The organism is Micrococcus luteus NCTC 2665 (genome assembly GCF_000023205.1).
Lineage (GTDB): Bacteria > Actinomycetota > Actinomycetes > Actinomycetales > Micrococcaceae > Micrococcus > Micrococcus luteus.
This window is the reverse complement of record NC_012803.1, coordinates 993029-1018235: the sequence shown is the minus strand read 5'-3', so window position 1 is coordinate 1018235 and position 25207 is coordinate 993029. Positions and strand designations below refer to the sequence as shown.

Below are 25207 nucleotides of genomic sequence, written 5' to 3'. Positions count from 1 at the left end.
GGACGGTGGGACGGGCCGTGCCGGACACGGACCCGCCCCCCAGCCTACGTCGACCGCGGTCAGTCCCCCACGGCGTCGCGGCCGCGGCGCACGATCAGCGGGTCCGGGGTGCCGACGACCTCGTGGTCCTTGCCCTCGTACTCGAACTGGGACAGGAAGTAGCGCATCGCGTTGAGGCGGGCCCGCTTCTTGTCGTTGGAGCGGATGGAGATCCACGGGGCGTGGTCCGTGTCCGTGTGGAGGAACATGGCCTCCTTGGCCTCCGTGTACGCCTCCCAACGGTCCAGGGACTCGAGGTCCATGGGCGAGAGCTTCCACTGGCGGACCGGGTCGATCTGGCGGATCGCGAAGCGCGTGCGCTGCTCGGTCTGTGTCACGGAGAACCAGAACTTGGTGAGGTGGATGCCGTCGTCCACGAGCATCTTCTCGAACAGCGGCACCTGGTTCATGAAGCGGCGGTACTGCTCGTCCGTGGCGAAGCCCATCACGCGCTCGACGCCGGCGCGGTTGTACCACGAGCGGTCGAACAGCACGATCTCGCCCGCCGTGGGGAAGTGCTGGATGTAGCGCTGGAAGTACCATTGGCCGAGCTCGCGGTCCGAGGGCTTGTTGAGGGCCACGACGCGGGCGGTGCGGGGGTTCAGATGCTCGGTGAAGCGCTTGATGGTGCCGCCCTTGCCGGCGGCGTCGCGGCCCTCGAAGACGATGATGTGGCGCTGGCCGGTGTCCTCGCCCCAGTACTGCAGCTTGAGCAGTTCGATCTGCAGGCGGTACTTCTCCAGCTCGTACTCCTCGCGCGTCATGCGCGTCTCGTACGGGTAGTCCTCCCTCCACGTCTCCACGGCACGGCCCTGCGGATCGATCAGGTCGGGATCGTTGGTGTGGCCGTCCGAGACGGTGTAGCCGCCGTCGCGCAGCTTGTCGATGAACTCGCGGAGGTTCTCGCGGGGGGCGTCGGGCTGCAGCAGCTCCATGGACCGTCTCCTTCACTGGGTGCGTCACCGTGCCCGTCCGTCCCCCTCCTCGGTACGACGGCGGCGGGCCACGGCCTGTGCTCTGTCCACCATTATGGGCGGGCGGCGGACGAGGAAGGCGGGCCCGGCAGCGCAGCCGGGTGAACAGCAGGTGAACCCTGGGAGGCGAACGGTCACGACCCCGGGCCGGCGAGTGCCGGCCGGCTCAGCCGCGCGGGCCGACGCCCAGGAGCTCGTCGATCGCCGCGACGGCGGCACGCGCCGCGTCGACGTCGGCGAACTGGGCGACGGCGTCGTCGTACCGGCGGTGCCCGGGAAGCTTGAGGCCGACGGAGGCGCCGTCCGTGGCCGGGAGGATCCAGATCCGGCCGCGCGGCTCGACGTCGCGCTGCTCGGCCACGTCGGCCTCCTCGAACTCGCGGTCGTAGCCGGCCCACTCGACACCGGGCCGCGGGGTGCCGGCGCCGTCGAGGACGTCACGGCCGCCCATGCGCAGACAGGTGACGGACTGCAGGAGCGCGTCCAGGGTGCGGGCGGCGGCCTTGCCGGCCAGCTCGTCCTGGAAGAGGGCGAGGATGGACCACTGCCCGTCCTGGAGGAAGAGCATGGTCTGCTGCGCTTCGCCCCCGGTGATGACGGCGAGGTGACGGGCGGCGCCGTCGGGACGGGCGGGCAGCTTCCAGAAGCCGAGGGGGGTCGCGGACATGCGCTCCACCCTAGTGCTCCCCGAACGCCGACGACGCGCCGCCGCCCGGCCCCTGCCCCGCATCCCGGGTTGAGTTGTCGCGGGTGCGTGGGCCCGTCACCCGCGACAACTCAACCCGCGTTGCGGGAGGGTGGACCGATGGGCCTGCTCCGCGACCTCCTCACCCGCCGCTCCGCCCGCGACCGCCCCACCGACCCGACGGCGACGCTCGGCCGACACCTGGACAACGCCGCGGCGATCCTGGCCGCCGCACGTCGGGCAGACATGCCCCTCGCGCTGGCGGCGGCCCTGGCCGAGCTCGAGTCCGGCGGCCGGAACGTCTTCGGGCACGACGCCGGCGGTGTGCACAGCGCCCCGCGCGGGACGGACGTCCCCGTGACCCGGGAACGCTACGAGGAGCTCGTGGCCCGGGTGGCGCAGGGTGAGAAGTCCAACGGCGTGGGGCCCGCGCAGATCACGTGGCCGCCGTACTTCGCGCAGGCGGCGGAGCACGGCCTCCACCTGTGGGAGCCGGAGGACAACCTGGCCTTCGGGCTGGAGATCCTGCGCGGTCACCTGCGCGGCGACCTCTCCGCGGAGGGGATCGCCCGGGCGGGGACGCTCTACAACGCCGGGACGCTGTCAGACGGGGTCATCGCCTACGGCCGGCGCCTCGCCGCGGCGACCCGCGCATGGGCCGAACGCCTGGGCGAATCCGCCCCGCCGCCGGTCAGGCCAGGTTGACCAACAGCACGTACGCCAGCGTGCCGGCGGCGATCGAGACCAGGGTCCGCCGCCCGGCCAGCAAATGCACGACGACTGTCACCGCCGCCGCGATCAGCGCGTGGGCCACCCGCGTCCCGTCCACGGGCTCTCCAGGGGCCAGCGCCGCGGCGTCGAGCAGCATCACGAGGGCCAGGATGGTCAGCACGCCGGCAGGCATCCACACCGCCAGCCGCGCGGCGAGCACGGACTCCCGCAGCGGCTGCAGCAGTGCGAACGGCAACGCGCGCAGGCAGAAGGTCACGAGGCCCGCGACGACGGCCGCGGCCACCAGGTACGCGGCGCCGGTCATCGGGGGTCCTCCTCGACGCCGGGCTCGGCATCCGTGACGGCCCGCTCCCCCGCCGCGGCGACGACGGGCACCGGCCCGGTGACGGGCACGGGCTCAGGCAGCGGCAGGGCGGTCCCGCGCGCGGCGAGCACGTGGAACGCGATCAGCACCGCGGCGTAGAGGGCGAAGGCGACGACGAGCACCTGCGCGGGCGCGAGTAGCAGAGCCACCCCGACGGCGACCGCGGCCGGCAGCACGAGGGGCAGCTGGGCCCGCGTGCGGGCGGCGTCCATGGCGAGCACGATGAAGAGGGCGACGAGCGCGAACTCGAGGCCCTCGACCGGCGCGGGCAGCAGCCACGCGACGGCCACCCCGGCGAGGCCCCCGAGCACCCAATACGCATGCAGCGCGATCTGCATGGCCAGCAGCCGGGGCGCCGTCCAACCGCGGGGCTGGGCGGCGGCGATGGCGTAGGCCTCGTCGATCAGGGCGCCCATCGAGTAGATCCGCGCGAGGCGCCCCCGGACCACGCGCAGCGGGAAGCTGAACGCATAGAACACGTGGCGGAAGTTCACGAGGAACACCGTCACGGCGATCGTGAGCAGCGGCGTGCCCGCCACCACCAGCGAGACGAGCAGCAGCTCGACGGACCCGGCGAACACGACCACGGAGAACAGGGGTGCGACCCACGCGGGCAGCCCGGCCTGGACCACGAGCATCCCGAAGGCCACGCCCAGGGGGAACAGGCCGAGGCCGGCGCCCAGCGTCACGGCGACGCCGGAGCGCACCTCGGCCCACCGCGAGGGCGGAGCGGAGGCGCGCGAGGACGCTGACGAGGAGCCCATGATGGTGAGCATGCTCTCATAGGCGCCTGACGGGCGGTCGGCATGACGGAGCCGCGGCGTCACGCCGTGTCACGGACCCCCGATCGGTGCACCCGGAGGGACTCGAACCCCCGACCCTCTCGGTGTAAACGAGATGCTCTGACCGACTGAGCTACGGGTGCCGGTGTCCGTCCAGGTTACCGGTCCGCGAGCAGGTCGCGCGTCGCCGCCTCGTGCTCGCTCCGGGTGCGTGCCTGTCCCGGGGCGGCGACCACGCGCGCGGCCTCGACCCCGTCCGCGTCGAGCAGCACGGAGACGCGGCGGGGCCGCCCGGTCTCCACGTCGAAGACGTCGAAGGCACGGCAGGCCGCGCCGTGGGGCCAGAAATCGGAGAGCAGGGTGAGCGGCTCCGGCAGTGCCAGCTCCTCGCGGACGCGGCGCAGCACGGGGGCGGCGTCACAGGAGACCACGCGGACAGTCACCTCGTGGACCGCCACGTCCTCGGCGAGCGCCCCGATCCAGCCGAGCTCGTCCGTGCACACCGGCGTGAACGCCCCGGGCAGGAAGACGAGCCACGTGCCCCGCGGCCCGGCGGCGTCCTCGGGCCCGCGCGTCGGCGGCCACGGCCACGTCTGGCCGTGGTCGTCGCGCAGCGCGGGGACGTCGTCGGCGCCCCGCGTCCCGCCGGACGGAGCCTCAGCCACCGCGCTTCTGGACGAGCTTCTGAGCGGCCCAGTCCTCGGAGGCGCCGGCCCCGGTGGTGGCGTGCAGGCCCGCGGTGGAGGCGGCCTCGGCGACGTCCGCCGGGCTGACGTGGCCGGCGCGCCCCGTGCGGGGGGTCATGATCCAGACGGGGCCGGCATCGAGCGACCGCTGGGCGTCCACGAGGGCGTCCGTGAGATCCATGACGTCGCCGTCGTCCGCGCGCCACCAGAAGAGGACGGCGTCCGCCGGCTCCTGATCGTCCTCGGTCAGCAGCTCCTCGCCGAGCGCGTCCTCGAGCGCGTCACGGAAAGTGAAGTCGACGTCGTCGTCGTACCCCCACTCCTGCACCAGGTCGCCCCTCGAGAGGGCGAGCTCCGCCAGCAGGGCGCTGTCCGTCGAGGTCGGCGTCGACCCAGCCTGCATAGTGTCCGGTCCTCCTTGATGGTGGCGGGCACTGCGGCCCGCGCCGTCGAGCGGGTGATGATGACCACCATACGCCGTGGACGCCGCCGTTCCGGGGCCTCCGGCCGGGCGGACGCGGCGGCTGCGGTCTACTCTGGGGAGGAACAGACGCACTCTCCGGGCGACGCGCCCGGCTCGGCGTCGCGGGCCCGGACCGGATCGTCTGCCCGCAGCCCACCGCGGAGCACCCCTCCGCACGAGAACCAGGAGGCACCGTGAGCGCAGCCGAAGAGAGCTCGCAGATCCGCAGCGGTCTGACCGACCAGCTCCCGGACAAGGATCCGCAGGAGACGTCGGAGTGGATCGAGTCCCTCGACGGACTCATCGAGGAGCGCGGCACGGAGCGGGCGCAGTACATCATGCGCTCCCTCATGCAGCGCGCGAGCGCCCAGTCCGTCGCCCTGCCCTACGTGACCACCACGGACTACGTGAACACGATCCCGGCGGACCAGGAGCCGGAGTACCCGGGCGACGAGGAGCTCGAGCGCCGCTACCGCAACTACCTGCGGTGGAACGCCATGGCCCTGGTGCAGCGCGCCCAACGCGTCGGCGTCGGCGGCCACATCTCCTCCTACGCGGGCCAGGCGACCCTCTACGAGGTGGGCCTGAACCACTTCTTCCGCGGCCAGGACCACCCGGGCGGCGGCGACCACATCTTCTTCCAGGGCCACTCCTCGCCGGGCAACTACGCCCGAGCCTTCCTCGAGGGCCGCCTGACCGAGGAGGACCTCGACGGCTTCCGCCAGGAGAAGTCCCGCCAGGGCCACGGCCTGCCCTCCTACCCGCACCCGCGGATGATGCCGCACTTCTGGCAGTACCCCACCGTGTCCATGGGCCTGGGGCCGATGAACGCCATCTTCCAGGCGCAGACCAACCGGTACCTGCACAACAACGGCATCAAGGACACCTCCGACCAGCACGTGTGGGCCTTCCTCGGCGACGGCGAGATGGACGAGCCCGAGTCGCGCGGCCAGCTGCACATCGCGGCCAACGACAAGCTCGACAACCTCACCTTCGTCATCAACTGCAACCTGCAGCGTCTCGACGGGCCGGTGCGCGGCAACGGCAAGATCGTCCAGGAGCTGGAGTCCTACTTCCGGGGCGCCGGCTGGAACGTCATCAAGGTCCTGTGGGGCCGCGAGTGGGATCCGCTGCTCGAGGCCGACGACGAGGGCGAGCTCGTGCGCATCATGAACGAGACGCTCGACGGCGACTACCAGACCTACAAGGCCGAGTCCGGCGGCTTCGTGCGCGACCACTTCTTCGGCCGGTCCTCCGTCACCAAGGAGATGGTGGCGGACATGACCGACGACGAGATCTGGGGCCTCAAGCGTGGCGGCCACGACTACAAGAAGGTGTACGCCGCCTACAAGGCCGCCATGGAGCACAAGGGCCAGCCCACCGTGATCCTGGCCCACACCATCAAGGGCTACGGCCTGGGCAAGTCCTTCGAGGGTCGCAACGCCACGCACCAGATGAAGAAGCTGACGGTGGACGACCTCAAGGTGTTCCGGGACCGCCACCGCATCCCGATCTCGGACGAGCAGATCGAGAAGGACCCGTACGACATCCCGTACTACCACCCGGGCGCCAACGCCCCGGAGATCACGTACATGATGGAACGGCGCAAGGAGCTGGGCGGCTTCGTGCCGGAGCGGCGCAGCGACTACCACGCGATCCCGCTGCCCCCGGAGTCCGCGTACAAGCAGGCTCGCAAGGGACCGGGCAAGCAGCAGGCCGCCACGACCATGGCGTTCGTGCGCCTGCTCAAGGACCTGATGCGGGACAAGAACATGGGACCGCGCTTCGTGCCGATCATCCCGGACGAGGCCCGCACCTTCGGCATGGACTCGTTCTTCCCGACCGCGAAGATCTACAACCCCAAGGGCCAGAACTACCTCTCCGTGGACCGGGACCTGTTCCTGTCCTACAAGGAGTCCCCGCAGGGGAAGATCTATCACGTCGGCATCAACGAGGCCGGCGCCACCGCGGCGTTCAACGCGATCGGCACGGCGTACTCCACACACGGCGAGCCCATGATCCCGGTCTACATCTTCTACTCGATGTTCGGCTTCCAGCGGACCGGGGACAACATCTGGGCCGCGGGCGACCAGCTCGCGCGCGGCTTCATGATCGGCGCCACCGCCGGGCGCACCACCCTCGCCGGCGAGGGCACCCAGCACATGGACGGTCACTCCCCCGTCCTGGCGTCCACGAATCCGGCCGTGAAGCACTACGACCCGGCGTACTCGTACGAGATCGCCCACATCGTGCGCCAGGGCCTGGAGGACATGTACGGCGATCACGACCGGGGGGACGACGTCCGCAACGTCATCTACTACCTCACGGTGTACAACGAGCCGATCACCCACATCGAGGAGCCCGAGGGCCTCGACGTGGAGGGCGTGCTCAAGGGCATCTACCGTCTCTCCGAGGGCCAGGGCGACGGCCCGAAGGTCCAGCTCCTGGGCTCCGGCGTCTCCGTGCCGTGGGCACTCGACGCCCAGCGGATCCTCTCCGAAGAGTGGGGCGTGAACGCCTCCGTGTGGTCGGTGACCTCGTACAACGAGCTGTACCGCGACGCCGTCGCGGCGGAGAAGGACGCCCTGAAGGACCCGTCCGCCACCCCGCGCGTGCCCTACGTGACGCAGGCGCTGCAGGGGGCCGAGGGCCCGATCGTGGCCACCTCGGACTACTCCACCTCGTGGACGAACCAGATCCGCCCGTTCGTGCCGAACCGCTTCTCGGCGCTCGGTGCCGACGAGTTCGGCTTCTCGGACACCCGCGCCGCCGCCCGTCGGTACTTCCTCATCGACACCCACTCGATGGTGGTCCGCGCACTGCAGCTCCTCGAGGAGGAGGGCGAGGTCGAGCGGGGCACGGCCGCGAAGGCGCACGAGAAGTACCGCCTGGACGACGTCAACGCCGGCACCACCGGCATCGCGGGCGGCGACGCCTGACCCGCACGCCGCGGGGAGGCTGACGCCCTCCCGTGCATGCCCGAGCCCCGCCCCGCCGCCCCTCGCCCCGTGAGCACCGACGGGCTGGCCCGACTCAGGAGCCACCTGGGCGCCCTGAACACGGCGGTGCTGCAGCGGTTGGACGCCACCCTGCCCTGGTACCGCCGACTCACCCCGGACGAGCGCAGCGCCCTCGGGCTCGTGGCCCAGCGCGCCCTGCAGGGCTTCCTCACGTGGTTCGAGCGGCCCACCTCCACGGGCCACGTCCTGCAGGACGTCTTCGGGCCCGCGCCCACCGATCTCACCCGGGCGATCTCGCTGCAGCGGGCCCTCCAGCTCATCCGGACGATGGTGGACGTCGTCGAGACGCGGGTGCCGGAGCTGCTGGCCGAGCGCGACCAGGCGCCCGTCCGCGAGCACATCCTCCACTACTCGCGCGAGGTCGCGTTCGCACTCGCAGACGTGTACGCCCGGGCCGCGGAGATGCGCGGTGCGATGGACTCGCGGCTCGAGTCGGTCCTGCTGGACGCGGTGCTGCGCGGGCAGGACCCGGACGAGATCCGGCATCGGGCCACGGCGCTGGGCTGGCGTGGGGACCACGACGTGATGGTCATGGCCGGTCTCGCCCCGGGGCAGGACAAGCCCGTGTTCATCCCGGACCTGCGGCGGGCCGCGGCGCGGCTCGACTGCGACCTGCTCGTGGGCGTGCAGTCCGAACGGCTCGTCCTCGTGGTCGGCTCGGCGCGGGACGCGCGGGCGGTGGGCGAGGCGCTCGCGCGCTGGTTCGCGCCGGGACCGGTGATCGTGGGACCCGTCGTGGACTCGCTGATCTCGGCGCACGTCTCGGCCCGGCACACCCTCGCCGGGCTCAGCGCGGCGGCCGCCCATCCCCGGGCGTGCCGGCCCACCCCGGCGGAGGACCTGCTGCCCGAGCGGGCGCTGCTGGGCGACCCCACGGCCCGGGAGGCCCTCGTGGACGGGGTGTTCACGCCCCTGGCCGACGCCGGCACCTCCCTGCTGGAGACCATGGACGCGTACGGCGCGCTGGGCCACTCGCTCGAGGGCACGGCCCGCGAGCTGTTCGTCCACGCGAACACCGTGCGGTACCGCCTCAAGCGGGTGGCCGAGGTGACCGGCTGGGACCCGCTGGTCCCTCGCGACGCGTACGTCCTGCAGACCGCGATCACCCTGGGCCGGCTCGCGGGGGCGCGACCGACGAACGGGGCCGGGTCGGACTGAGCCGGCGCGGCACACACCCCCCACTTGTAGAAACCCTCCAAACCCACTCGCCGTGCTTCGTGGCGCGATCTGCCCGGGATGGCGGCCGATCCTGACACGATGGAGCAATGCTTGCCATCGTGTGCCCCGGACAGGGGTCCCAGACGCCCGGCTTCCTCGCCCCCTGGCTCGAGCTGGACGGGACCCGCGACCTGCTCGCATCCCTCTCCGACGCCGCGGGCATGGACCTGATCCGCCACGGCACCGAGTCGGACGAGGAGAGCATCAAGGACACCGCCGTCGCCCAGCCGCTGATCGTGGCGGCCGGCCTCGTGGCCGCCGCGGCCCTCGAGGCGGACGCCGCCGCACCGGAGTCGACCGTCGTGGCCGGCCACTCCGTAGGCGAGATCACCGCGGCCGCCGTCGCCGGCGTGCTGTCCCCCGCCGAGGCACTCTCCGTGGTGCGCGTGCGCGCCACCGGCATGGCCCGGGCCGCCGCGGCCACGCCCACGGGCATGGCCGCCGTCGTGGGCGGGGACCAGGACGAGGTCCTCGCGGCCATCGAGGCGGCGGGCCTGACGCCCGCCAATGTCAACGGCGCCGGCCAGATCGTCGCCGCCGGCACAGCGGAGGCCCTCGGCGCGCTCGCCGGGTCCGCCCCCGCCCGCGCCCGCGTGATCCCGCTCAAGGTGGCCGGCGCGTTCCACACGGAGCACATGCGCCCCGCCGTGGACGACCTCGCGACCCACGTCGCCGGCCTCTCCCCCTCGGACCCGCGCCTGCCCCTGCTGTCCAACCGGGACGGCGAGACCGTCGAGTCCGGCACGGACGTGCTCGCCCGGATCGTGGACCAGGTCACCCGCCCGGTCCGCTGGGACCTGTGCATGGCGACCATGGCCGCGCGGCAGGTCACGGGGGTCCTGGAGCTGCTGCCCGGTGGCACACTGACCGGACTGGCCAAGCGCGGCCTCAAGGGCACAACGCAGCTCGCCGTGAAGACCCCCGAGGACCTGGACGCCGCGCGGGCGTTCCTGGCCGAGCACTCGGCCTGAACCCCGCGCACCGCCCGGCAGAGAGAGGCACCATGACCGTCACCCTGAAGCAGCACGAGCGCCCCGCGGCCAGCCGCATCGTGGCCGTGGGCGCCTACCGCCCGGCGAACCTGGTCCCGAACGAGGACCTCATCGGCCCCATCGACTCGTCGGACGAGTGGATCCGCCAGCGCACCGGCATCGTCACACGCCAGCGCGCCACGGCGGAGGAGACCGTGCCCGTCATGGCCGTGGGCGCCGCCCGGGAGGCCCTCGAGCGGGCCGGCCTGCAGGGCTCGGACCTGGACGCCGTGATCGTCTCGACCGTCACCTTCCCGCACGCCACCCCCTCGGCCGCGGCCCTCGTGGCGCACGAGATCGGCGCCACCCCGGCGCCCGCCTACGACGTCTCCGCCGCGTGCGCCGGCTACTGCTACGGCGTGGCCCAGGCCGACGCGCTCGTGCGCTCCGGCACCGCGCGGCACGTGCTCGTGGTCGGCGTCGAGCGCCTCTCCGACGTCGTGGATCCCACGGACCGCTCCATCTCCTTCCTGCTGGGCGACGGCGCGGGCGCCGTGATCGTCGCGGCCTCGGACGAGCCGGGCATCTCCCCCTCGGTGTGGGGCTCGGACGGGGAGCGCTGGTCCACGATCTCCATGACGCACTCGCAGCTGGAGCTGCGCGATGCCGTGGAGCACGCCCGCACCACGGGCGACGCCTCGGCGATCACCGGCGCAGAGGGGATGCTCTGGCCCACGCTGCGCCAGGACGGGCCCTCCGTCTTCCGTTGGGCCGTGTGGTCGATGGCGAAGGTGGCCCGCGAGGCCCTTGACGCCGCGGGCGTGGAGCCCGAGGACCTCGCCGCGTTCATCCCGCACCAGGCCAACATGCGGATCATCGACGAGTTCGCCAAGCAGCTGAAGCTGCCGGAGTCCGTCGTCGTGGCCCGGGACATCGCGGACGCCGGCAACACGTCGGCCGCGTCCATCCCGCTGGCCATGCACCGGCTGCTGGAGGAGAACCCCGAGCTCTCCGGCGGTCTGGCCCTGCAGATCGGCTTCGGTGCCGGGCTGGTCTACGGCGCCCAGGTGGTCCGCCTCCCCTGAGGCGGCGCCGTCTGATTCACTGTCCACGTACACCCCACACCCCTACCGAAGGAGACGCCCCATGGCTTCCAAGGAAGAGATCCTCGCCGGCCTCGCCGAGATCGTGAACGAGGAGACCGGTCTCGACACCGCCGAGGTGCAGCCGGAGAAGTCCTTCACGGACGATCTGGACATCGACTCGATCTCGATGATGACCATCGTGGTCAACGCCGAGGACAAGTTCGGCGTGAAGATCCCGGACGAGGAGGTCAAGAACCTCAAGACCGTCCAGGACGCCGTCGACTTCATCGACGGCGCCCAGGCCTGACCGGCCCACGACGGCGGCGGGCCCGGCCCGTCCCGTCCCCTCGGTGAGCGCCGGGGGCGCGTGAGCGCCCCCGGCCCCCGACACCCTCGACTTCCGGCACCCCGGCGAGCGCCGCGCGTCGTGCCGATGAGACCCCTCCGCCCGATCCCGACTCGAGACCCAGAGGCAGCAGACCCATGACCCGCACCGCAGTGATCACCGGCCTCGGCGCCACCACGCCCATCGGCGGCGACGTGCCCACCTTCTGGGCCCATGCCCTGCAGGGCGTCTCCGGTGCGCGCACCATGGAACACGACTGGGTGGAGAAGTACGAGCTGCCCGTCACCTTCGCGGCCGAGCTGGCCGTGCCCACCTCCGAGGTCCTCTCCAAGGTGGAGCAGAAGCGTCAGGACCCGGCCACCCAGATGGCGACCGTCGCCGCGCGCGAGGCCTGGAAGGACGCCGGCCTCGAGGGCGCGGAGGTCGACGGCGACCGGCTCGCCGTGGCCTTCGGCACCGGCATCGGCGGCGTGTGGACCCTCCTGGACGGCTGGGACACCCTGCGCGAGCGCGGCCCGCGCCGCGTGCTGCCCATGACCGTCCCGATGCTCATGCCCAACGGCGCCGCCGGCGCGCTCTCCCTCGAGTTCGGCGCCCGCGCCGGCGCCCGCACCGTGGTGTCCGCGTGCGCAGCCGGCACCGAGGCACTCGAGACCGCGCTGCTGCTCATCCGCTCCGGCCAGGCCGACGTCGTGATCTGCGGCGCCGCCGAGGCCGCCGTGCACCCGCTGCCGATGGCCGCGTTCGCTGCGATGCAGGCGCTGTCCAAGCGCAACGACGACCCGCAGGCCGCGTCCCGCCCCTACGACGTGGACCGCGACGGCTTCGTCCTCGGCGAGGGCGCCGGCGTCATGGTGATCGAGTCGCTGGAGCACGCGAAGGCCCGCGGCGCGCGCGTGTACGCCGAGCTGGCCGGCGCGGGCGTCAGTTCCGACTCCCACCACATCACCGCGCCCGAGCCCGAGGGCATGGGCGCGACCCGTGCGATGCGCGCCGCTCTGAGGTCGGCCGACCTCACCCCCGAGGACGTGTGCCACGTGAACGCCCACGCGACGTCCACGCCCAAGGGCGACGCCCCGGAGTACCTGGCCATGCGGGCCGTGTTCGGCGACCACCTGGACCAGGTGCAGGTCTCGGCCACGAAGTCCCAGACCGGCCACCTGCTGGGCGCCTCGGGCGCGATCGAGTCGATCCTGTCCGTGCTCGCCGTCCACCACGGCCAGGCGCCCGTGACCATCAACCTGGACCACCAGGACCCGGAGATCCCGCTGAACGTGGTCACCGGCTCCCCCGCCCGCCTGCCCGAGGGGCCGCGCGTGGCCGTGAAGAACTCGTTCGGCTTCGGCGGCCACAACGCGGTGGCCGTGTTCCGCAGCGTCTGAGCCGGAGCGCCGCCGGCCGGACGAGGGGTCAGACGGCGCGGTGCAGCCAGCGCACGTTGGCGTGGGCGACGGCCAGCCGGAACGGCTCGAGCTCATCGTCCCAGGCCTCGCCGAGCGCGAGGGAGAGTTCGTGCATCAGCACGCTGGGGTCGCCCGCGCCGGCCTCGTAGGCGTACCGGATGCGGTCCTCGGAGACCATGATGTTGCCGGAGACGTCCGTGGTGGCGTGGAAGATGCCGAGGTCCGGGGTGTGGGACCAGCGCGAGCCGTCGACCCCGGCGGACGGCTCCTCGGTGATCTCGAAGCGCAGGTGCGGCCAGCCGCGCAGGGCCGAGGCCAGGCGCGCACCGGTGCCGGCGGGCGCCGTCCAGCGCACCTCGGCGCGGTGCTGGCCGGGCGCGACCGGCTGACCCTCCCACTCCACCGAGGTCGCGGGGCCGAGCACGGAGCTCAGCGCCCACTCCACGTGGGGGCAGAGGGCGGTGGGGGCGGAGAGGATGTGGACCACGCCGCGGGTCTGGATGCTGGTCATGGATGCCTCCGAGGGTGCGATGCGGTGCGTCTTCCCCTACGACCACGTCGCGGCTCCGGTGGATCCTGGGGCCATTGTGCACCAGGGATGCTGGGCCGGCAACGGGGCGGTGCGCCGCCGTGCGTGTCGCGGCGGCGCAGTGGAGGGGCCGGGGGCGCTCCGGGGCGGCGTCAGGCGCGTGGGTGGGCCTGCCGGTAGCCCTCGCGGAGGCGATCGATCGAGACGTGCGTGTAGACCTGCGTGGTGCGCAGGGACGCGTGGCCCAACAGCTCCTGCACGCTGCGCAGGTCGGCGCCGCCGTCGAGGAGGTGGGTCGCGGCCGTGTGACGCAGTGCGTGCGGCCCGCGGGCCGCGGTGTCCCCCAGGCCCTCGAGTGCCCGGTCGACGACGGTGCGCGCCTGGCGCACCCCCAGCCGGCCACCGCGCGCGCCGAGGAAGAGGGCGGGACCGGAGTCCGGCCGGGCCAGGCGGGGGCGACCGAGCCGCTGCCACGCCTGGAGGGCGCGGCCCGCGGGGTCGCCATAGGGGACGGTCCGCTGCCGGTCGCCCTTGCCGGTCAGCCGGACGACGCCGCGGCCGGCCTCGAGGTCGTCCACGTCCAGGGCGGAGAGTTCGGCCACCCGGGCGCCGGTGGCGTAGAGCAGCTCGAGCAGGGCGGCGTCCCGCAGGGCCAGCGCGTGGGCGACGGGATCGTCGCCCGCGGCGGCGGCGTCCACAAGCTCCTGGGCGGCCGCGAGGAGCCGCCTCGCCTGCTGCTCCTGGAGCACGTGGGGCAGCGTCCCCTCGGGTCGGGGCGAGCGCAGCCGCAGGGCGGGGTCGTCCGAGCGCAGGCCCTCCCGGCGCAGCCAGGCCGTGAAGGTGCGGACGGCGGCCACCCGGCGGGCGAGGGTCGCGCGGGCGAGGCCAGCCCCGCTCATGGCCGCCAGCCAGCCGCGCAGGTCCTCGATGTCCAGCTCTGCGAGGACGTCCGGTGCGCTGGGCGCGTGGCGGACAGGGGCGTCGTCGTCCGCGGCGGGCGTCCCCGAGGTGCCGGCTGTGCCGACGACGTGGTCGATGAGGGCGCGCAGATCGGCGAGGTACGCGCGCACGGTCTGGGGGCTGCGATTCCGCTCGTGACGCAGGTGCTCCTCGAACGCCTCGAGCCAGGCCGTGTCCCGGGGCGAGGGGGCGCGCGGGACCGAGACGGGACGGACGGAGGACGACGGGGCCATCCCCCCACTCTGCCATCCGCGCCGCGGGCGGGCGCCGCCCGGGATCACGCGGCCGCAGGTCATCCCCGCCGCCACCGGTCCTCGACCCGTTCGGCCAGACCCGCCCGCTGCAGCCGGGACAGGCAGGCCAGGACGGTGGGCAGCGCGAGCCCGGCGCTGACGGTGATCCGGTCGGCGGGCACGGCCTGGCGCAGGGGCAGCGCCTCGTGGACGAGAGCCTCCTCCATCGTGAGCCCGTCGGTGGGTCTTGCGGCGGGCTCGGGAGCCGCCCGGGTGGAGGCCCGCCCGCCCGCGCCGCCGCTCCGGGCGGGCGCCTGACCGAGCAGGGCAAGGGCCTCCTGCTCGGTGGTCACGAGACGGGCGGGGCTCTCCTGCAGCAGACGGTGGCAGCCGGCCGAGCTGGGCGAGGTCACGGGGCCGGGGACGACGCCCACCTCGCGGCCGAGGCCGAACGCGTGGCCCGCCGTGTTCTGCGCTCCCGAACGCCAGCGCGCCTCGACCACCAGCACGGCCCCCGCGAGCGCGGCGATGACCCGGTTGCGCTGCAGGAACCGGTAGCGCGTGGGACTCGCACCGGGCGGCATCTCGGACACGAGCAGCCCGGCGGCCATCACAGCGCGGAGCAGGTCCTCGTGGCCGGCCGGGTAGAACCGGTCGAGGCCGCCGGCCAGCACAGCCACCGTGGGCGGGACGCCGCCGCGACCCGCCGCGTCTTCCGGTGCGGCGGGCGCCTGCAGAGCGGCCCGGTGGGCGGCGCCGTCGATGCCGTACGCGCCGCCGGAGATCACACACGCGCCCTGCTGGACGGCGTGGGCGGCACAGCGGGCGGTCACGGTCCGCCCGTACGCGGTCGCCTCCCGGCTGCCGACGACGGCGAGCATCCGGTCCGCGGGAGGCAGCGTTCCGGTGCCGCGGAACCACAGGCCCAGGGGTGCCTCCTCGCCCAGGTCCGCCAGGGCGGCGGGCCAGGCGTCGTCCTCGGGGATCAGGAGGCCCCCGCCAAGCCGGTGCAGGGTCACGAGGTCACGCTCGGGCTCCAGCCGGGCGGCCCGGGGCGCCCAGCGGGCCAGCCCCGCGGCCCAGCGCCGGGGCAGCGTGTCGGGCGTGCCGGCGAGATCGGCGAGCAGATCGCGTTCGGCGGGCTGGATCGCCTCCCGTCCGGTGAGCAGGACGAGGGCCCGCTCCGGCCCCAGCGCCGTGACGGTCTGCACCGCGAGCGCGTCCCCGGGCTCGACCAGCCGGGTCAGGGCGGCGCGGGCGAGCCGGGCGGCGTCCGGCCGGCGCGGCCCGGCGACGGGGACGTGGTCTGCCGCCGGGGTGACGTGGGTGGTCATGCGTCCTCCTCGTTCTGGTGGCGCAGCGTGAGTGCCACGTCGGTGTCCTCGGGTGCGGGCCGTTCGGCGCCGCGCAGGTCCGCCAGGGTCCAGGCGAGGCGCAGGACACGGGCGTGGCCGCGCGCGCTCAGCAGGCCCTGGTCGACGGCGTCGTCCGCAGGCCGGCGGGCCGCCCGGGGCACGGCGTACGGGCCGTGCCGCAGCACCCCGGCGGGGACGTGCGCGTTGCGGCGCAGCCCGGACGGGACGAGCCCGCGCTCTGCGGCAGCGGCCCAGCGTCGGGCCTGGCGGTCGGCGGCCGCCGCGACCCGGGCGGCCACCTTCGACGTGGTCTCGGAGGCGGGCGCCCCCGTGAGCTGCCGCGCTTCTACGGGCCGCACGGTGACCTGCAGGTCGACGCGGTCCAGCAGCGGTCCGGAGAGCCGCTGGGCGTAGCGGCGGCGTTCGGGCACGCTGCATCGGCACTCGACGCCCGTGCCGCCGCCCTTGCCGCACGGGCATGGGTTGGCGGCCAGCACGAGCTGGAACCGGGCCGGGTAGACGACGGCGCCGAGGGCCCGGTGCAGCAGCACCTCCCCGGACTCGAGGGGCTGGCGCAGCGCCTCGAGGGTGCGCCGTTCGAACTCGGGGGCCTCGTCCAGGAACAGCACGCCGCCGTGGGCGAGGGAGGCCGCTCCCGGCCGGGCGAGGCCACTGCCACCGCCCACGAGGGCCGAGCGGGACGCCGAGTGGTGGGGTGCCTCGAACGGCGGGGTCCGGTCGATGTCACCGTCGAACCCCTGGGCCGTCCCGCCCCTGCGCCGGACACGGGCGTCGCCGCCGCGGAGGGAGCGCAGGGCGGCGCACTCGAGCGCGGTGCGCCGGTCCAGGGGCGGGAGGATTCCGGGCAGGCGCTCGGCGAGCATGGTCTTGCCCGCCCCCGGGGCGCCCACCAGCAGCAGGTGGTGGGCGCCGGCGGCGGCGACTTCGAGCGCGAACCGGGCCTCGGCCTGTCCTGCGACCTCGGCGAGGTCGGGCACCGCACGGGCCGGCTCCGGTTCCGGAGCTGGCACCTGCCGTCGGGCCGGGCGGCGGGGCACCTCTCCTTCCGGTTCCCCGCCGAAGGCGTGGATGACGTCGTGCAGATGGGCGAAGCCGCGGACCTCGGCGCCGGGGACCAGTCGGGCCTCGGCCTCCGCGTCCTCGGCGACGACCACCTCGGAGCACCCCGCGTCGACGGCGGCCATCACCATCGCCACGGTCTCCGGCGAGCGGTGCAGGGCGCCGTCGAGGCCGAGCTCGGCCAGGAACACGGGCCCCTCGACGTTCCGCACCCGCCCGTCCGCGGCGTAGGCCGCCAGGACGATCGCCAAGTCGTGGCAGGCGCCCCGCTTGTGCACCCCGGCCGGCAGCAGGTTCACGGTCAGGTGCCGCCGGGTCAGGGGCAGTCCGGCGTTGCGCGCGGCGGAGCGGATGCGGTCCCGGCTCTCCTGCAGCGCCTGGTCCGGCAGGCCGAGGAGGGTGAAGCCGGGCAGGGACTGGGCGATGTCCGCCTCGACGTGCACGACCTCCCCGCGCAGACCCGCCAGCGTGATGGAGCGGGTGCGTCCGATGCCGCTCACGGCCGCACATCCTGCAGCAGATCGAAGCGGATCCCTCCCGTGCGCGGCACCAGCACGGCGACGGCGTCGACGCGCCAGGGCGTCCCCCGGCGGTCCGCGGCGTGGGCCCGCACCCACGCCGCAGTGAGACGGTGCAGCCGGGTGAGCTTGCGCCGGTCGATCGACTCGAACGGGTCCCCGAAGGCCAGGCCCGAGCGGGTCTTCACCTCGACGCCCACCCACCAGCCGGCGTGGTGGGCCACGATGTCCAGCTCTCCGGCCTCGCCCCGCCAGTTGCGGTCGGCGATCACGTAGCCGCGCTCGGCGAGCCAGCGCGCGGCGGCGTCCTCACCGAACCGGCCCAGCGCCGTGTGCGCGCGGCTGGCGCGCCTCTCTCCGGGCGGCTGCGCCCCGATCCGTTCTGCGGTCCCCGTCATCCCGACCACCTCCTGGGCACCAGGGTGGTCCCGAGCAGGGTCGCCGGGTGGACGACGCCGAGGATTGTGCGGGGCCGGACGCCTGTGCAGGAGTGGACGTCGGCGTCCCGCCCTCGGGGCCGATCAGGCGTGGGTCAGCTCGGCAGCTGGCCGTCCGGCGGGACCGTCAAGTCCTCGGTGGGCAGCTCCTCGATGTTCACGTCCTTGAAGGTCAGCACCTTCACGCGCTTGATGAACCGCTGCGTGCGGTACACGTCCCACACCCAGGCGTCCTCGAGCAGGATCTCGAAGAACACGTCCCCGTCCGCCTGGCGGGGAGTCAGGCGCACGTCGTTGGCGAGGTAGAAGCGCCGCTCGGTCTCCACGACGTAGCGGAACAGGCCCACCACGTCCCGGTACTCGCGGTAGAGCAGCAGCTCGGCCTCGGCCTCGAAGTCCTCGACGTCGTCCGCGCTCATGACATGCCTCCTCAGTGTTCGCCGCGCACCCGCGACAGTCCGGGCACGCACGGCCTCCATCCTCCCCCGTCCAGGGGTCGCACGTCGAACGGGCGGCACGCCCGGCCCCTGGGAGTCAGTCGAACAGCGTGGGAGGCGCCTGCGCGGGCGCGCCCGGCAGCCCGAGGTTCCAGCTGCGCCGGTGCTGCTCGCTCGCCCCGCGCTCGGTCAGGGCGGCCCGGTGCGCGGCTGAGCCGTACCCCTTGTTCCCGGCCCACCCGTACCCGGGGTGCTCCGCGTCGAGGGCGATCATGACGTCGTCGCGGGCCACCTTCGCGGCGATCGACGCCGCCGCCACCGTCGCGCACCGATCCTCAGCCCGCACCAGCATCGTGGGCACGGGCGGCAGCGGACGCGGCGCGGGCGCGGGGCCGGCGTCGGGATCGGAGCGGCTCAGCCAGTCGTCCCGGCCGTCGAGCACGAGGGCGACCGGCTCCTGCCCCACCGCGGCGCACAGTGCCGCCCAGGCCCGGCGCCCGGCGAGGCCGAGGGCCGCCGAGACCCCGTGCGCGTCGATCTCCGCGGGGCTGGCCTCCCCCAGCGCCACCCCGGCCGCCCAGTCCTCGATCTGCGGGACCAGGGCGCGCCGGCGTCGGTCCGTGAGCGCCTTCGAGTCGCGCACCGCAGGGATCTGCCCTGCGGCGGGCAGCCAGACGGCGCACACCCCGACGACGACGGGCCCGGCCAGTGCGCCCCGGCCCACCTCGTCCATGCCCGCCACGAGCACCCGGTCCACTCCCCGCGCGGCGAGGACCGGCGCGGCCAGCCCCGCCTCGACGTCCAGGCCGGCGCGCACCGTCGGCCGGCCACCGCCCCGGCGGGCGGTCACGTGCGGGCCTCCGGCACGGGCGCGTCCGGCACGGCGGAGAACGCGTCGGGGTCGGCGCCGGCGCCGCCGATCCTGTCCAGCGGCCAGACCACGAGCCGGGCGCGGCCCACCACGTCGTCGAGGGCCACGAACCCGCCCCCGGGCCCGGCGCGGTGCGCGCGGGAGTCCGCCGACGCCGAGCGATGGTCGCCGAGCACCCACAGCCGCCCCGCGGGGACGGTCACCTCGAACGCCTCCTGCGCGGGCGTCTCCCCCGGCGCGAGGTACGGCTCCTCCACGGGCACCCCGTTCACGCGCAGCGTCTCCTCGCCGGGCGTCCAGGAGACGATGTCCCCCGGCAGTCCGACGGCCCGCTTGATCACGTGGCCGCCCCCGGGCAGCCAGCCCTTCGTGTCCTCGAACACCACCACGTCACCGCGGCGCACCGGGAACGGATCGGGGGTGAGCAGCGTGGCGACCACGCGGTCGCCGGCCCGCAGCCCGGGCTCCATGGACGAGGACGGGATGGCGTACATGCGCGCCAGGAACGCCCACGCCAGCACGCAGGCGAGCACGGTCACGGCGGCGGCGATCAGCGCGGTGCGGCGCCCGGTCACGGCGTGTCCCCGGAGGGGACGTCCACGGTCCCGCGGCGGGCCAGCGGCCACACGATCTCCGCGGCGCGGCCCTCGACCCGCTCGAGCGGGATCAGCCCGCCGCCGGGGGCGCCCAGCAGTGCGCGGGAGTCCCGGGAGGCGGCGCGGTGGTCGCCCAGGACGACCATGCGCCCGTCGGGCACCTCGAAGGACCAGGTCCCCGCCGCGGCCGGCTCGTCCGCGGTCACGGGCCTGCCGAGATACGGCTCGTCCAGCGGCTCGCCGTTGCGCAGCAGCCGACCGTCCGGGGCACAGCACTCGAGGCGGTCCCCCGGCAGGGCCAGCACGCGCTTGACGAACACGTCCTCGGCCGCGCCGACACCCCACCACCGGGCGACGTCCTCGAGGCCGCGCTCGAGCGATCCGGCCGAACGGTACGGTGCCAGGCTGCCGGCGCCGTCGAACACCACCACGTCGCCGTGGCGCAGGCCCTGCCCGCCGGCCGCGGCGGCGTCCACCCGCACGCGGTCGCCGGGCTGCAGGGTCGGCTCCATCGACCCGGAGGGGATGAGGTAGACGGGGCCGGTGAGGGCCCGCAGCACCGCGGCCACCACGACGGCGGCCACCACGGTCAGGCCGAGCCACGCCCACCAGCGGCTCGCGCCGGAGGCGGGGGCCGCCGTCGGGCCCGAGGAGGAGCCGGCCCCGGACGCGACGGAGCCCCGTGACCGACGGGGGTCACGGGGCTCCGAGGTGCGCATGGGTCGATCACCGGTCGGCGGGGCCGACCGGGGTGATCACTTGGCGTCGGCGCGCTTCTCGCGGATGCGGGCGGCCTTGCCGTGGCGGTCGCGCATGTAGTACAGCTTCGCGCGGCGCACATCGCCCTTGGTGACGACCTCGATCTTGTCGATGATCGGGGAGTGCACCGGGAACACGCGCTCCACGCCGATGCCGAAGGACACCTTGCGGACGCGGAAGGTCTCGCGCACGCCGTAGCCCTGACGGCCCATGACGTAGCCCTGGAACACCTGGACGCGGGCGGTCTTGCCCTCGATGATGTTCACGTGCACCTTGACGGTGTCGCCGGGGGCGAACTCCGGGATGTCGTCGCGCAGCGTCTTCTTGTCGAACGAGTCGAGAATGTGCATGTCGTCTCTCCTGGCGGATGCCACAGGTCAGCCGCGTAGTAGGCGGGCGCACGGCCCGTCCACGTCCGCATGACGAGGGGGCCGGGTCCCGAGCCGAGGGCCGGGCTCCGCACGTGGGGTGCGGTCCCGGGGTCCGATCCGTTGACGCGCGCCCCCTGTGGCAGGTCGGGCGTCCGGCGGACACGAGGACCCATTATGCCACAGCCGATGACGTCGCGACGCCCCTCCAGCCCGTCGGGCGCGGCGGGTCAGTCCTCGGAGTCGAACGCCGCCCACAGGTCCGGACGCCGCTCGCGCGTGCGCTCCTCCTGCTGGGTCCGACGCCAGGCCGCGACCTTGCCGTGGTCGCCCGAGAGCAGCACGGGCGGCACCGCACGGCCCCGCCAGTCCGCGGGCTTGGTGTAGACCGGGTACTCCAGCAGGCCGTCCTCGTGGGACTCCTCGACGAGCGAGGCCGGGTTGCCCACGACGCCCGGCACGAGGCGGCCGACGGCCTCGATCATCGCCAGCGCGGCGACCTCGCCGCCGTTGAGCACGTAGTCGCCCAGTGAGACCAGCCGCACCTCGAAGAGCTCCTCGGCCCAGCCGAAGACGCGCTCGTCGATGCCCTCGTACCGCCCGCACGCGATCGCCACGTGCTCCCGGCCCGCCAGTTCGCGGGCGAATCGCTGGGTGAAGCGCTCCCCCGAGGGCGTCGGCACGAGCAGCACGGGGCGGTCCCCCGGCTCGGCCGACGCCGGATCGGCGGGGGCCGGCGCCGCGGGCCCCTGGGCCGCCACGTGCTCGAGCGCGAGCGCCCACGGCTCGGGTTTCATCACCATGCCGGCGCCGCCGCCGTAGGGGGTGTCATCCACGGTGCGGTGCCGGTCGACGGTGAAGTCGCGCAGGTCGTGGACGTGCACGTCCACGAGGCCCTCGCGGCGGGCACGGCCCAGCAGCGAGACGTCGAGCACCGAGAGGTACTCGGGGAAGATCGTGACGACGTCGAAGCGCACTGCTCAGGCCTCCGGATCCGCATCGGCGGGGCGCGCGGCGGCGGGCCCGTCTGCGGCGTCCTCGTCCTCGCCGGTGGCGAGCTCGAGCAGGCCCGGCGGCGGGGTCAGCACGAGCACGCCAGCCTTGGGGTCGATCTCCGGGACGATCTCCTCGACGAAGGGCACCAGGGCCTCCTCCTCGACGCCGTCCACGGCGACGTGCAGCAGGTCCTGGACCGCCCCGGTGGTCAGGGCCGTGACGACGCCGACGCGCTCGCCGTCGATCCGCACCTCGAGGTCCACGAGGTCCTCCTCGTACCACTCGTCGGACTCCTCGGGCGCGGCGGGAACGGCGAACAGCTGGGCGCCGCGCAGGGTCTCGGCGACGTTGCGGTCCAGCGACTCGGCGAAGCCGACCACGAGGATCTGCTTGTTCCACCGGGCCCGGGTGACGGTGAGCTCCGCCGGAAGGCCCGGGGCGCCGTCGCGCACCACGAGGCGCTCCCCGGGGGCGAAGCGGGCGTCCGGGTCGTCGGTGAAGACCTGCACGGTCACCTCGCCGCGGATGCCGTGCGGCTTGCCGATGCGGGCGACGCGGACGAGGTCGTCCTGGGCTGCGGGACTCATGGGCTCTCCTGGGTGGGACGATCGGTGGCGGGAGGGGGCGGGGCCGGAGACGACGACGGCCCGCCGGCCCGGTGAGGGGCGGGCGGGCCGTGCGTCACGGGCCGTCAGGAGCGGCGGTCGGTCTCCACCACGTCCACGCGGACGGGGTGGCCGGCCAGGCCGTCCAGCACGGTGCGCAGCGCGGTGGCGGTGCGACCCTGGCGGCCGATCACGCGACCCAGGTCCTCGGGGGCCACGCGGACCTCCAGCATGTCGCCACGCCGCTGGGAGCGGGCGTCCACGCGGACCGCCTCGGGCGTGTCCACGATGCCGCGCACCAGATGCTCGAGGGCCTCGGTCAGCATGGTCACTCGGACTTCTCGGCGTCCTCGGCCGGAGCCTCAGCGGCCTCCTCGGCCGGAGCCTCAGCGGCCTCCTCGGCCGGGGCCTCGGCCGGCTGCTCGGACTCGGCCGGGGCCTCCTCCTGCTTCGGCTCCTCCGGCAGGATGACCGAGTCCCTCTCGGGGGCCACGAAGGCCTCCTTCTCGGACTTGGACTTCAGGGTGCCCTCGGCGCCCGACTCGCCCTTGAACTTCTGCCAGTCACCGGTGATCTTCAGCAGCGCGGCGACCTGCTCGGTCGGCTGGGCGCCGACGGAGAGCCAGTACTGGGCGCGCTCCGAGTCGATCTCGATGAACGAGGGCTCCTCGGTGGGGTGGTACTTGCCGATCTCCTCGATGGCACGGCCATCGCGGCGGGTGCGCGAGTCCATGACGACGACGCGGTAGAACGGGGCGCGGATCTTGCCGAACCGCTTCAGACGAATCTTGACAGCCACGAGTGTGGTTCTCCTTCAGTGGATCTGGGGGGCCGGGGCACGACGCCGCGTGGGGGCAGCGGGCGTCGACGACCTGGTACACGGAACGGAGCGCAGCGGAGGATAGAGGGTCGTCCGGGCTCACGCTCAATACCGTGCCATTCTGCCAGATCGGGCGGGCCGGTGCACACCCGGCGCGCCGCGAGCCGACAGCGGGGGACTCAGCGGTCCTTCAGGTACTTCTCGAAGCCGGCCGGCAGGTTGAGGGTGGACGGGTCGAAGCCGTCCATCCCCGCGCCGTCGCGGCCGAACACGGCCCCGGCCTGCGCCTGGGCGGCGCGCGCGCGGCGCTCCTCGATCGCCTTGCGCTCGGCCGCGGCCTTGGCCGGGTTGCCGGACTTCACGCGATCGTGCTTGGCGTTCTTGCCCTTGCCCTTCGCCTTGCGGGAGGCGCCGCCCGGCATCCCGGGCATCCCGGGGATACCGCCGCCGGCGGCCATGCGCTTCATCATCTTCTGCGCCTCCGCGAAGCGCTCGAGCAGGCCGTTGACCTCGGACACGCTCACGCCCGAGCCGCGGGCGATGCGGGCACGGCGCGAGCCGTTGATGATCTTGGGGGCCACGCGCTCGTGCGGGGTCATCGAGTGGATGATCGCCTCGACGCGGCCGATCGACGACTCGTCGAACTGCTCGAGCTGCTGCCGCATGCCCTGGGCGCCCGGCATCATCATGAGCATCTTCTTCAGCGAGCCCATCTTCTTGAGCTGCTGCATCTGGGCGAGGAAGTCGTCGAGGGTGAAGTCCTCCTGGTCCGCGAACTTGCGGGCCATCTTCTCGGCCTCGGTGCGGTCCCAGTTCTGCTCGGCCTGCTCGATCAGGGAGAGCACGTCGCCCATGTCGAGGATGCGCGAGGCCATGCGGTCCGGGTGGAAGACCTCGAAGTCCTTCAGGCCCTCGCCCGTGGAGGCGAACATGATCGGCTTGCCGGTCACGTGGCGGACGGACAGTGCGGCGCCGCCGCGCGCGTCGCCGTCGAGCTTGGTGAGCACGACGCCGGTGAAGCCGACGCCCTCGTTGAACGCCTGGGCCGTGGCCACGGCGTCCTGGCCGATCATCGCGTCGATGACGAAGAGCACCTCGTCCGGGTCCACGGCGGCGCGGATGTCCGCGGCCTGCTGCATGAGCTCGGCGTCCACGCCGAGGCGGCCGGCGGTGTCGATGATGACCACGTCGTGGTACTTCGTGTTGGCCTCGGCGACGCCGTCGCGGGCCACCTGCACCGGGTCGCCGGTGGCGGCCTCGAACTCGGAGGAGACGCCGGGGTGCGGCGCGTAGACCGGGACGCCGGCGCGCTCGCCGCCGACCTGCAGCTGCTTCACGGCGTTCGGGCGCTGGAGGTCGCAGGCCACGAGCAGTGGGGTGTGGCCCTGGGACTTGAGCAGGTGGGCGAGCTTGCCGGCGAGGGTCGTCTTGCCGGCGCCCTGCAGGCCCACGAGCATGATGACGGTGGTGCCCGTCTTGGCGTGCTGGATGCGCCGGGTCTCGCCGCCGAGGATGCCCACGAGCTCCTCGTTGACGATCTTCACGACCTGCTGGCCCGGGTTCAGGGCCTGGGCCACCTCGGCGCTGAGGGCGCGCTCCTTGATCTGCGCGATGAACTGGCGGACCACGGGCACGGCGACGTCGGCGTCCAGGAGGGCGCGGCGGATCTCGCGTGCGGTGGCGTCGATGTCCGCCTCGCTCAGCCGCCCCTTGCCCTTGAGGCTGCGGAAGGTGGCTGTGAGGCGGTCGGACAGGGAGTTGAACACGGCGGGTGTGATCCTTCGAAGCGGGGTCGACTGATCCGGACGCGGTCGGTCGCGGGCGCCGCGGCATCCACCGCGGCGCCCGCCAAGCCTAGCAACCGACCGGCCTCAC

At 73.9% G+C, this 25207-nt stretch carries 28 protein-coding genes and 1 tRNA gene; 7 read left to right on the top strand and 22 right to left on the bottom strand.

From position 1 onward, the window contains the following. Window positions 1-59: 59 nt before the first annotated feature. Entirely contained in the window at window positions 60-974 is a 915-nt protein-coding gene (ppk2, locus tag MLUT_RS16235; protein WP_010078895.1) for a polyphosphate kinase 2, read from the bottom strand. Between the two features lie 205 nt (window positions 975-1179). Further along, complete coding sequence (locus tag MLUT_RS16230) at window positions 1180-1680, bottom strand: hypothetical protein (RefSeq protein ID WP_010078896.1); 501 nt, start codon at window positions 1678-1680, stop codon at window positions 1180-1182. A gap of 138 nt (window positions 1681-1818) precedes the next feature. Here MLUT_RS16230 and MLUT_RS16225 point away from each other — a divergent pair, with 138 nt between their 5' ends. Continuing rightward, window positions 1819-2403, top strand: coding sequence for a hypothetical protein (locus MLUT_RS16225; RefSeq protein WP_010078897.1), 585 nt, complete (start codon window positions 1819-1821; stop codon window positions 2401-2403). Here the strand turns inward: MLUT_RS16225 and MLUT_RS16220 are convergent. The 5 genes from MLUT_RS16220 to MLUT_RS16200 all read right to left on the bottom strand — a co-directional run bounded on the left by MLUT_RS16220 (window position 2390) and on the right by MLUT_RS16200 (window position 4665). Continuing rightward, window positions 2390-2734: an AzlD domain-containing protein gene (locus MLUT_RS16220; RefSeq protein WP_010078898.1), complete on the bottom strand. Its 345-nt coding sequence runs from the start codon at window positions 2732-2734 to the stop codon at window positions 2390-2392. The two genes, MLUT_RS16225 and MLUT_RS16220, sit on opposite strands and share 14 nt — an antisense overlap. After that, on the bottom strand, window positions 2731-3570 hold the full coding sequence (locus MLUT_RS16215) for an AzlC family ABC transporter permease (protein WP_010078899.1): 840 nt from the start codon (window positions 3568-3570) through the stop codon (window positions 2731-2733). The genes MLUT_RS16220 and MLUT_RS16215 overlap by 4 nt, the downstream gene beginning before the upstream one ends. 75 nt (window positions 3571-3645) lie before the next feature. After that, window positions 3646-3719 (bottom strand) — tRNA-Val (locus MLUT_RS16210). A 15-nt stretch (window positions 3720-3734) separates the two neighbouring features. After that, window positions 3735-4241 carry a redoxin domain-containing protein gene (locus tag MLUT_RS16205; protein WP_010078900.1) on the bottom strand — a complete coding sequence of 169 codons (507 nt, stop codon included), beginning with the start codon at window positions 4239-4241 and terminating at the stop codon, window positions 3735-3737. Continuing rightward, window positions 4234-4665 carry a DUF3052 domain-containing protein gene (locus tag MLUT_RS16200; RefSeq protein WP_010078901.1) on the bottom strand — a complete coding sequence of 144 codons (432 nt, stop codon included), beginning with the start codon at window positions 4663-4665 and terminating at the stop codon, window positions 4234-4236. The genes MLUT_RS16205 and MLUT_RS16200 overlap by 8 nt, the downstream gene beginning before the upstream one ends. 254 nt (window positions 4666-4919) lie before the next feature. Between MLUT_RS16200 and aceE the strand changes: the two genes are divergently transcribed. From aceE to fabF, 6 genes are all read left to right on the top strand, one after another. Beyond that, window positions 4920-7664, top strand: coding sequence for a pyruvate dehydrogenase (acetyl-transferring), homodimeric type (gene aceE, locus MLUT_RS16195; protein WP_010078902.1), 2745 nt, complete (start codon window positions 4920-4922; stop codon window positions 7662-7664). Window positions 7665-7700: 36 nt separating this feature from the next. Then, window positions 7701-8903 (top strand): PucR family transcriptional regulator, encoded by a 1203-nt coding sequence (locus MLUT_RS16190; RefSeq protein WP_010078903.1) that lies wholly within the window; start codon window positions 7701-7703, stop codon window positions 8901-8903. A gap of 107 nt (window positions 8904-9010) precedes the next feature. Continuing rightward, window positions 9011-9934, top strand: coding sequence for an ACP S-malonyltransferase (locus MLUT_RS16185; protein ID WP_010078904.1), 924 nt, complete (start codon window positions 9011-9013; stop codon window positions 9932-9934). Window positions 9935-9966: 32 nt separating this feature from the next. After that, on the top strand, window positions 9967-11019 hold the full coding sequence (locus MLUT_RS16180; RefSeq protein ID WP_010078905.1) for a beta-ketoacyl-ACP synthase III: 1053 nt from the start codon (window positions 9967-9969) through the stop codon (window positions 11017-11019). Window positions 11020-11080: 61 nt separating this feature from the next. Next, a complete protein-coding gene (locus tag MLUT_RS16175) occupies window positions 11081-11326 on the top strand; it encodes an acyl carrier protein (protein ID WP_010078906.1) in 246 nt (81 codons plus the stop codon). Between the two features lie 176 nt (window positions 11327-11502). After that, window positions 11503-12747, top strand: coding sequence for a beta-ketoacyl-ACP synthase II (fabF, locus tag MLUT_RS16170; RefSeq protein WP_010078907.1), 1245 nt, complete (start codon window positions 11503-11505; stop codon window positions 12745-12747). A gap of 28 nt (window positions 12748-12775) precedes the next feature. On the opposite strand, the gene MLUT_RS16165 is transcribed toward fabF, so the two are convergent. The 15 genes from MLUT_RS16165 to ffh all read right to left on the bottom strand — a co-directional run bounded on the left by MLUT_RS16165 (window position 12776) and on the right by ffh (window position 25098). Next, the gene (locus tag MLUT_RS16165) at window positions 12776-13279 is read right to left on the bottom strand and encodes a DUF3145 domain-containing protein (RefSeq protein ID WP_010078908.1); all 504 of its coding nucleotides are present in this window, start codon (window positions 13277-13279) and stop codon (window positions 12776-12778) included. A gap of 170 nt (window positions 13280-13449) precedes the next feature. Further along, window positions 13450-14490, bottom strand: coding sequence for a tyrosine recombinase XerC (locus MLUT_RS16160; protein WP_010078909.1), 1041 nt, complete (start codon window positions 14488-14490; stop codon window positions 13450-13452). A 59-nt stretch (window positions 14491-14549) separates the two neighbouring features. Beyond that, window positions 14550-15824, bottom strand: coding sequence for a DNA-processing protein DprA (locus MLUT_RS16155; RefSeq protein WP_012750831.1), 1275 nt, complete (start codon window positions 15822-15824; stop codon window positions 14550-14552). Then, a complete protein-coding gene (locus MLUT_RS16150) occupies window positions 15821-17425 on the bottom strand; it encodes a YifB family Mg chelatase-like AAA ATPase (RefSeq protein ID WP_012750830.1) in 1605 nt (534 codons plus the stop codon). The genes MLUT_RS16155 and MLUT_RS16150 overlap by 4 nt, the downstream gene beginning before the upstream one ends. Then, complete coding sequence (locus tag MLUT_RS16145) at window positions 17422-17841, bottom strand: YraN family protein (RefSeq protein ID WP_012750829.1); 420 nt, start codon at window positions 17839-17841, stop codon at window positions 17422-17424. Before MLUT_RS16145 ends, MLUT_RS16150 begins: the two co-directional genes overlap by 4 nt. Before the next feature lie 134 nt (window positions 17842-17975). Next, complete coding sequence (locus MLUT_RS16140; protein ID WP_002853817.1) at window positions 17976-18299, bottom strand: DUF2469 domain-containing protein; 324 nt, start codon at window positions 18297-18299, stop codon at window positions 17976-17978. Window positions 18300-18414: 115 nt separating this feature from the next. Then, entirely contained in the window at window positions 18415-19167 is a 753-nt protein-coding gene (gene rnhB / locus MLUT_RS16135) for a ribonuclease HII (protein WP_010078914.1), read from the bottom strand. Continuing rightward, window positions 19164-19763, bottom strand: coding sequence for a signal peptidase I (lepB, locus tag MLUT_RS16130; RefSeq protein ID WP_010078915.1), 600 nt, complete (start codon window positions 19761-19763; stop codon window positions 19164-19166). Before lepB (MLUT_RS16130) ends, rnhB begins: the two co-directional genes overlap by 4 nt. Further along, entirely contained in the window at window positions 19760-20503 is a 744-nt protein-coding gene (gene lepB / locus MLUT_RS16125) for a signal peptidase I (RefSeq protein ID WP_010078916.1), read from the bottom strand. The genes lepB (MLUT_RS16130) and lepB (MLUT_RS16125) overlap by 4 nt, the downstream gene beginning before the upstream one ends. Window positions 20504-20539: 36 nt before the next feature. After that, on the bottom strand, window positions 20540-20893 hold the full coding sequence (gene rplS / locus MLUT_RS16120; protein ID WP_010078917.1) for a 50S ribosomal protein L19: 354 nt from the start codon (window positions 20891-20893) through the stop codon (window positions 20540-20542). A 248-nt stretch (window positions 20894-21141) separates the two neighbouring features. Further along, window positions 21142-21888: a tRNA (guanosine(37)-N1)-methyltransferase TrmD gene (gene trmD / locus MLUT_RS16115; protein ID WP_010078918.1), complete on the bottom strand. Its 747-nt coding sequence runs from the start codon at window positions 21886-21888 to the stop codon at window positions 21142-21144. Between the two features lie 3 nt (window positions 21889-21891). Beyond that, entirely contained in the window at window positions 21892-22494 is a 603-nt protein-coding gene (gene rimM / locus MLUT_RS16110) for a ribosome maturation factor RimM (RefSeq protein WP_010078919.1), read from the bottom strand. 104 nt (window positions 22495-22598) lie between these two features. Continuing rightward, window positions 22599-22838 carry an RNA-binding protein gene (locus MLUT_RS16105; RefSeq protein ID WP_029248213.1) on the bottom strand — a complete coding sequence of 80 codons (240 nt, stop codon included), beginning with the start codon at window positions 22836-22838 and terminating at the stop codon, window positions 22599-22601. Window positions 22839-22840: 2 nt separating this feature from the next. Continuing rightward, a complete protein-coding gene (rpsP, locus tag MLUT_RS16100) occupies window positions 22841-23311 on the bottom strand; it encodes a 30S ribosomal protein S16 (protein ID WP_010078920.1) in 471 nt (156 codons plus the stop codon). Between the two features lie 200 nt (window positions 23312-23511). Further along, window positions 23512-25098, bottom strand: coding sequence for a signal recognition particle protein (ffh, locus tag MLUT_RS16095; protein ID WP_010078921.1), 1587 nt, complete (start codon window positions 25096-25098; stop codon window positions 23512-23514). Window positions 25099-25207 lie beyond the last annotated feature (109 nt).

Excerpts from the sequence above, each read along its gene's own strand:
- MLUT_RS16185 (WP_010078904.1), top strand. The coding sequence starts at position 9,011 with ATGCTTGCCATCGTGTGCCCCGGACAGGGGTCCCAGACGCCCGGCTTC.
- MLUT_RS16165 (WP_010078908.1), bottom strand. The coding sequence starts at position 13,279 with ATGACCAGCATCCAGACCCGCGGCGTGGTCCACATCCTCTCCGCCCCC.
- rplS (WP_010078917.1), bottom strand. The coding sequence starts at position 20,893 with ATGCACATTCTCGACTCGTTCGACAAGAAGACGCTGCGCGACGACATC.
- MLUT_RS16105 (WP_029248213.1), bottom strand. The coding sequence starts at position 22,838 with ATGCTGACCGAGGCCCTCGAGCATCTGGTGCGCGGCATCGTGGACACG.
- MLUT_RS16145 (WP_012750829.1), bottom strand. The coding sequence starts at position 17,841 with ATGACGGGGACCGCAGAACGGATCGGGGCGCAGCCGCCCGGAGAGAGG.
- MLUT_RS16215 (WP_010078899.1), bottom strand. The coding sequence starts at position 3,570 with ATGCTCACCATCATGGGCTCCTCGTCAGCGTCCTCGCGCGCCTCCGCT.
- MLUT_RS16155 (WP_012750831.1), bottom strand. The coding sequence starts at position 15,824 with ATGACCACCCACGTCACCCCGGCGGCAGACCACGTCCCCGTCGCCGGG.
- MLUT_RS16175 (WP_010078906.1), top strand. The coding sequence starts at position 11,081 with ATGGCTTCCAAGGAAGAGATCCTCGCCGGCCTCGCCGAGATCGTGAAC.
- MLUT_RS16180 (WP_010078905.1), top strand. The coding sequence starts at position 9,967 with ATGACCGTCACCCTGAAGCAGCACGAGCGCCCCGCGGCCAGCCGCATC.
- MLUT_RS16220 (WP_010078898.1), bottom strand. The coding sequence starts at position 2,734 with ATGACCGGCGCCGCGTACCTGGTGGCCGCGGCCGTCGTCGCGGGCCTC.
- MLUT_RS16190 (WP_010078903.1), top strand. The coding sequence starts at position 7,701 with ATGCCCGAGCCCCGCCCCGCCGCCCCTCGCCCCGTGAGCACCGACGGG.
- MLUT_RS16140 (WP_002853817.1), bottom strand. The coding sequence starts at position 18,299 with ATGAGCGCGGACGACGTCGAGGACTTCGAGGCCGAGGCCGAGCTGCTG.
- MLUT_RS16230 (WP_010078896.1), bottom strand. The coding sequence starts at position 1,680 with ATGTCCGCGACCCCCCTCGGCTTCTGGAAGCTGCCCGCCCGTCCCGAC.
- MLUT_RS16225 (WP_010078897.1), top strand. The coding sequence starts at position 1,819 with ATGGGCCTGCTCCGCGACCTCCTCACCCGCCGCTCCGCCCGCGACCGC.
- MLUT_RS16200 (WP_010078901.1), bottom strand. The coding sequence starts at position 4,665 with ATGCAGGCTGGGTCGACGCCGACCTCGACGGACAGCGCCCTGCTGGCG.
- ppk2 (WP_010078895.1), bottom strand. The coding sequence starts at position 974 with ATGGAGCTGCTGCAGCCCGACGCCCCCCGCGAGAACCTCCGCGAGTTC.
- fabF (WP_010078907.1), top strand. The coding sequence starts at position 11,503 with ATGACCCGCACCGCAGTGATCACCGGCCTCGGCGCCACCACGCCCATC.
- lepB (WP_010078916.1), bottom strand. The coding sequence starts at position 20,503 with ATGCGCACCTCGGAGCCCCGTGACCCCCGTCGGTCACGGGGCTCCGTC.
- rimM (WP_010078919.1), bottom strand. The coding sequence starts at position 22,494 with ATGAGTCCCGCAGCCCAGGACGACCTCGTCCGCGTCGCCCGCATCGGC.
- MLUT_RS16160 (WP_010078909.1), bottom strand. The coding sequence starts at position 14,490 with ATGGCCCCGTCGTCCTCCGTCCGTCCCGTCTCGGTCCCGCGCGCCCCC.